Source organism: Mesorhizobium sp. M4A.F.Ca.ET.020.02.1.1, from assembly GCF_004022645.1.
Lineage (GTDB): Bacteria > Pseudomonadota > Alphaproteobacteria > Rhizobiales > Rhizobiaceae > Mesorhizobium.
This window is the reverse complement of sequence record NZ_RZOI01000380.1, coordinates 1-5,726: the sequence shown is the minus strand read 5'-3', so window position 1 is coordinate 5,726 and position 5,726 is coordinate 1. Positions and strand designations below refer to the sequence as shown.

The following is a 5,726-nucleotide window of genomic DNA, read 5'->3' as shown; positions in this document are numbered from 1 at the left end:
GTATCGCTGGAACCCGTTGCCGATGCCGAGCGAGCCGACCGATTTCCTTGAGGGCATGCGCACCGTCACCACGGCCGGCGACGTGCTGGGGCAGTCGGGCATGGCGGCGCATGTCTATGTCGCCAACCGCTCGATGACCGACGATCATTTCTTCAACGCCGACGCCGAGATGCTTGTCGTGCCGCAGGTCGGCGCCTTGCGCTTCGTCACCGAGATGGGCGTCATCGAGCTCAGGCCCGGCGAGATCGCCGTGCTGCCGCGCGGCCTCGTCTTCAAGGTCGAGCTCGCCGATGCCGAGGTGCGCGGCTATGTCTGCGAGAACTACGGCGCCAAGCTGACCATGCCCGACCGCGGGCCGATCGGCGCCAATTGCCTCGCCAATCCGCGCGACTTCAAGACGCCCTGCGCCTGGTTCGAGGAGAAGGAGACGCAGTGCCGGCTGATCGTCAAATGGTGCGGCTCCTTCCATGTCACAGAGATCGGCCATTCGCCGCTCGACGTCGTCGCATGGCACGGCAACTACGCACCCTACAAATATGATCTGGCGACGTTTTCGCCGGTCGGCGCCATCCTGTTCGACCACCCGGATCCGTCGATCTTCACCGTGCTGACGGCGCCGAGCGGCGAGGAAGGCACCGCCAACATCGACTTCGTCATCTTCCCGCCGCGCTGGCTGGTGGCCGAGGATACGTTCCGCCCGCCCTGGTACCATCGCAACATCATGAGCGAGTTCATGGGCCTGATCCACGGCCAGTACGACGCCAAGGAGGAGGGCTTCGTCCCCGGCGGCATCAGCCTGCACAATTTGATGCTGGCCCACGGGCCTGACGCGACTGGCTTCGAAAAGGCCTCGCGCACGGAACTGAAACCGGTCAAGCTCGACAACACCATGGCCTTCATGTTCGAGACCCGATTCCCGCAGATGCTGACCCGCTACGCCGCCGAGGTCGAAACCAGGCAGGACAATTACATCGACTGCTGGGCCGGGCTGAAAAAACGATTCAACGGCACGCCCGAGGGCGACTGGTCTTGAATTTGGACCGCCTCGTTCTTCTCGGCGCCAAGGGGGGGCCGGCGATCCGGCCGGGTGGGCCGTGGCCAAGTTCCTCGCTGCTCGAGATCGGCGGCCGCGCAATCGTCGTCGATTGCGGGCTGGGCGTCACCCGCGCGCTGACCGATGCCGGGCTCAGCCTGAAGACGCTCGACCTAGTCTTCATCACGCATCTGCATTCGGACCATGTGTTGGAACTCGGACCGCTGATCCACACCGCCTGGACGGCGGGCCTCGCCACGCCAGTGACCATCTTCGGTCCGCCTGGCACCGGCCACTACTGGCAGCGCTTCTGCCAGGCGATGGATTTCGACATCGAAATCCGCATCGTCGACGAAGGCCGGCCGGATATCAGGGATCTGGTCTCGGTCGAGGAGTTCGGCGAGGGACTGGTTGTGGAGGAGGGTGGGCTGAAGGTGACGGCGCTGCGCGTCGACCATCCGCCGGTGACCGACTGCTTTGCGCTGCGTATCGAGCATGGCGGCAGGAGCATCGTGTTCTCCGCCGACACGGCCTTCTTCCCGCCGCTGGCCGACTTCGCCAAAGGCGCCGATATCCTCGTCCATGAAGCCATGCTGGAGGAAGGGATCGAGCGGCTGGTGGCGAAGACCGGCAACGGCGCGCGGCTGCGCGAACATCTGCTCGCCAGCCATAGTTTCGCCGAGGAGGCCGGCCGCATCGCCAGCGATGCCGGTGTCAACAGATTGGTGTTGAACCACCTCATTCCGGCCGACCATGCCGCGATCGGCGAGGCCGACTGGATCGCCGCCGTCAGGAAAACTTGGGCCGGCGACTTGACGATCGCCCGCGACGGCCTTGTTGTGGGGTTAGAGCATGATCCCGAAAAGTGGGACCCGGTTTTCGGAAAAGATCATGCGACAGACAAAGACCAAAGCGGCGAACAAGCCGCGCAAGGAGAGGAAACCGCATGAAGCTTGCCACATTGAAGAACGGGACCCGCGACGGAAAGCTGGTCGTCGTCTCGCGCGATTTGACGCGGTTCACCGACGCCTCCTTCCTGGTGCCGACGCTGCAAGCCGCGCTCGACGACTGGCGGCGGATTTCGCCGCACCTCGCGGCAATGGCGGAATCGCTGGAGAACAATGCGGTGCCTTCGGCGCGCTTCCACGAGCATGACGCGCATTCGCCGCTGCCGCGCGCCTATCAGTGGGCCGACGGCTCGGCCTATGTGAACCATGTCGAACTGGTGCGCAAAGCGCGCGGCGCCGAAATGCCGGCAAGTTTTTGGACCGATCCGCTGATCTACCAGGGCGGCTCGGACAGCTTCATTCCGCCGCGCGATCCGATCCGCATGGCCGACGAGGCCTTCGGCATCGACATGGAGGCGGAAGTCGCCGTCATCGTCGACGACGTGCCGATGGGCGCCGGCCCCGACCAGGCGCGGGACGCGATCCGGCTGGTCATGCTGGTCAACGACGTGACACTGCGCGCCATCACCGGCCCCGAGCTTGCCAAGGGTTTTGGCTTCTTCCAGTCGAAACCGTCCTCTGCCTTCTCGCCCGTCGCGGTGACGCCGGATGAGTTGGGCGACGCCTGGGACGGCGGCAAGGTCAGCCTGCCGCTGCTGGCCGATCTCAACGGCAAGCCGTTCGGCCGTGCGGACGCAGGGGTCGACATGATCTTCGATTTCCCGGCGCTGATCGCGCATGCCGCGAGGACGCGGCCGCTCGCCGCCGGCGCCATCATCGGTTCGGGCACCGTCTCCAACAAGCTGGACGGCGGGCCGGGCAAGCCTGTCTCGGCCGGCGGCGCCGGCTATTCCTGCATCGCCGAACTGCGCATGATCGAAACCATCGAGAGGGGCGAGCCCAAGACGCCATTCCTGCATTTCGGCGACACGGTGCGCATCGAGATGAAGGACAAGGCCGGCCATTCGATCTTCGGCGCCATCGAGCAGAAGGTCGAGAAATACGCGGGGTGAGGGGATGCCAGGCGAAGCCGTCTATTTGCTGTTTGGCGTGTGGGCGCTGGCCATTCTGGTGGTCTTCATCCAGGCGATCCGCCTGAGCTACCGCATCGAGGCGCGCTCGCCTGATCTCACCAACCGCAGCGGCTTGCCGCGCAACGCGATGATGTTCCACACCATCACCAATCTCAGCGTCGCGCGGGACGAGGAAACACAAGGCCTGCGGCGAAAAATGATCCGGCTGCTGCTGATCGTTGTCGGCGGCTTCCTGGTTCTGGCGGTCGGCATCGGCCTTGTCGACAGGACGCCATGACGCTGCTTGATCACCTGCGCCGCATGGCGCGCAACAATCGCTGGTCGAACGACCGCCTGTACCGCGCCGTGCTGTTCCTCGAGCCTGGAGAATTTGAGGCCGCGCGCACTAGCTTCTTTCCGTCGATCAAGGAGACGCTGAACCACATCCTCGCTGTCGACCATCTCTATCTCGATTTTCTCACGGAGGGTGGTGTCGGCGCTGCCGCCTATGATGATTTCGTGCCGTTCGACAATGTCGCCGATTTGGTAGTGGCGCAGATCACCTTCGACCGCAAACTGATCGCCTTCTGCGATGCTTTGTCGGAGGCCGATCTAGACCGTCGTGTCATCACCGATAGACGCGAAGACGGTATGATCCCCGAGCGCATCGGCGACATCCTCGCCCATGTCTTCCTGCACGACATCCACCACCGCGGGCAGGTGCACGCGATGCTCTCCGGCACTTCCGTTCCGCCGCCGCAACTGGATGAGTTTTTGCTCGACTACGACATCAAGCTGCGGAAGGACGAGGTCGAGCGGCTCGGTCTTTGAACCGCTCGCCCTCCTCGGCCTTACGCCGCCTTGCCGTCCAGCTTGATCACGCCGCGCTTGATCTGGTCCTGCTCGATCGATTCGAACAGGGCGCGGAAATTGCCCTCGCCAAAGCCCTCGTCGCCCTTCCTCTGGATGAACTCGAAAAAGATCGGGCCGATCACGGTTTTCGAGAAGATCTGCAGCAGGATCTTGGTCATGCCGCCGTCGACGACGCCTTCGCCGTCGATCAGGATGCCGTGCTTCTTCATCCGCCCGATCGGCTCGTCGTGATCATGCACACGGTCCTGCGACATCTCGTAATAGGTGTCGGGCGGGCCAGGCATGAACTTCAGCCCGTTGGCGGCAAGCAGGTCGGTGGCCTCGTAGATCGCGTCCGTGCCGACAGCGATGTGCTGGATGCCTTCGCCATTGTACTTCTTCAGATATTCGGCGATCTGGCTGGTCTCGTCCTTGGACTCGTTCAGCGGAATGCGGATCTTGCCGCAGGGCGAGGTGATGGCGCGGCTGACCAGCCCGGTGATCTTGCCGTCAATGTCGAAGAAGTGGATCTGCTTGAAGCCGAACAGGTCGCGGTAAAAGTCCCACCACTTGTCCATGTTGCCGCGATAGACATTGTGGGTGAGGTGATCGAGGTAGTAGAAGCCGACGCCCTCCGGCTTCGGGTCGCGCTCGCCCAGCCACTCGAACTCGGCGTCATAGGCCGAGCCTTTCTCCCCATAGGTCTCGATGAAATAAAGCAGCGAGCCCCCTATGCCGACGATGGCCGGCACGTCGAGCGCTTTGTCGGTGCCTTCATAAGGCGTGGCACCCTTCGACACGGCATGGTCGAAGGCGTGCTTGGCGTCGACAACGCGCCACGCCATCGAGGCGGCGCAGGGGCCGTGTTTGTCGACGAATTTCATCGCATGCGAGCCGGGCTCGGCATTGACGATGTAGTTTATGTCGCCCTGCCGCCAGACGGTGATCGCCTTGGTGCGGTGCTTCGCCACCGCGACATAGCCCATGCGGGCGAAGAGCTCGGCGAGCTTGGCAGGCTCGGGATGCGCGAACTCGACGAATTCGAAACCGTCGGTGCCGGCGGGGTTCGCCTTGCTGATCCTGGCGGGCGGGGCGTCGTGCGGGAAGGGGCCCATGGCGGTTCTCCGAAGCTGTTGCGGCCGGTCTTGGCCATCTTCGCTCATGATAACGCCGGAGGGCCGCACGGTGCTTGCATTCGAACGCCTGAAATGCTCATGTCATGCGTAGAACGTGCATGGTTGGAGGAAAATCCGTGGATAATGCGCGCCTTGATCAATTCGATCGCAAGATACTGGCTCTGCTGCAGGGCGACGCGCGGCTCACCAACAACGATTTGTCGGAGCGGGTGAACCTGTCGGCCTCGCAATGCTCACGTCGCCGCCAGCGGCTGGAGGAGGACGGCTATATCAAGGGGTACCGCGCGGTGCTCGACCGGGATCGGCTGGGCTTCTCGCTGGTCAACGTCATCTCGGTGACCTTGGCCACCCACAATCGCGACAATGCCCGCCGCTTCGGCGAGTTGGTGGCGCGGCTGCCCGAAGTGCAGGAGGCGCACGCACTGACCGGCGAGATGGACTACATTCTGAAAGTGGTGACGCCCGATCTCAAATCACTGTCGGAGTTCGTCAACGGCGTGCTCCTGCCGCACGAATCCGTCCAGCATGTGAAGACGGCAATCGTGCTGGAGACGCTGAAGGAGACCGGCGCGCTGCCGATCTAGGTGCGCTGATGTTCAGGGGAGGCCGGCCGCCAAACGGCTTCCTGCTTCCGGTGCTCACGTACTTTAAGTACGCTCCGCTCCGGTTCTGGGAAGCCACCGTTCTCGGCTCGGCCTGACCTGAATCTCAGCACACCTTGACACAATTCAGCCCCTCGACTCCT

Annotated in this window: 7 protein-coding genes; 6 read left to right on the top strand and 1 reads right to left on the bottom strand. The window is 63.4% G+C overall.

Going from position 1 to position 5,726, the window contains the following annotated elements:
• From hmgA to EN742_RS21655, 5 genes are all read left to right on the top strand, one after another.
• A partial coding sequence (gene hmgA, locus EN742_RS21675; RefSeq protein ID WP_127407760.1) for a homogentisate 1,2-dioxygenase occupies positions 1 to 1,033 on the top strand: 1,033 nt, incomplete at its 5' end.
• Positions 1,024 to 1,983, top strand: coding sequence for an MBL fold metallo-hydrolase (locus EN742_RS21670; RefSeq protein ID WP_128333257.1), 960 nt, complete (start codon positions 1,024 to 1,026; stop codon positions 1,981 to 1,983). The genes hmgA and EN742_RS21670, both read left to right, overlap by 10 nt.
• Entirely contained in the window at positions 1,980 to 2,993 is a 1,014-nt protein-coding gene (locus EN742_RS21665) for a fumarylacetoacetate hydrolase family protein (protein ID WP_127407564.1), read from the top strand. Before EN742_RS21670 ends, EN742_RS21665 begins: the two co-directional genes overlap by 4 nt.
• Before the next feature lie 4 nt (positions 2,994 to 2,997).
• Positions 2,998 to 3,291: a hypothetical protein gene (locus EN742_RS21660; RefSeq protein WP_127407563.1), complete on the top strand. Its 294-nt coding sequence runs from the start codon at positions 2,998 to 3,000 to the stop codon at positions 3,289 to 3,291.
• A complete protein-coding gene (locus tag EN742_RS21655; RefSeq protein WP_127422600.1) occupies positions 3,288 to 3,824 on the top strand; it encodes a DinB family protein in 537 nt (178 codons plus the stop codon). The genes EN742_RS21660 and EN742_RS21655 overlap by 4 nt, the downstream gene beginning before the upstream one ends.
• A 20-nt stretch (positions 3,825 to 3,844) precedes the next feature.
• Here EN742_RS21655 and hppD read toward each other — a convergent pair whose 3' ends face one another.
• Positions 3,845 to 4,960: a 4-hydroxyphenylpyruvate dioxygenase gene (hppD, locus tag EN742_RS21650; RefSeq protein WP_126055044.1), complete on the bottom strand. Its 1,116-nt coding sequence runs from the start codon at positions 4,958 to 4,960 to the stop codon at positions 3,845 to 3,847.
• A gap of 137 nt (positions 4,961 to 5,097) precedes the next feature.
• Between hppD and EN742_RS21645 the strand changes: the two genes are divergently transcribed.
• Positions 5,098 to 5,565: an Lrp/AsnC family transcriptional regulator gene (locus EN742_RS21645; RefSeq protein WP_126055043.1), complete on the top strand. Its 468-nt coding sequence runs from the start codon at positions 5,098 to 5,100 to the stop codon at positions 5,563 to 5,565.
• Positions 5,566 to 5,726: the final 161 nt, after the last annotated feature.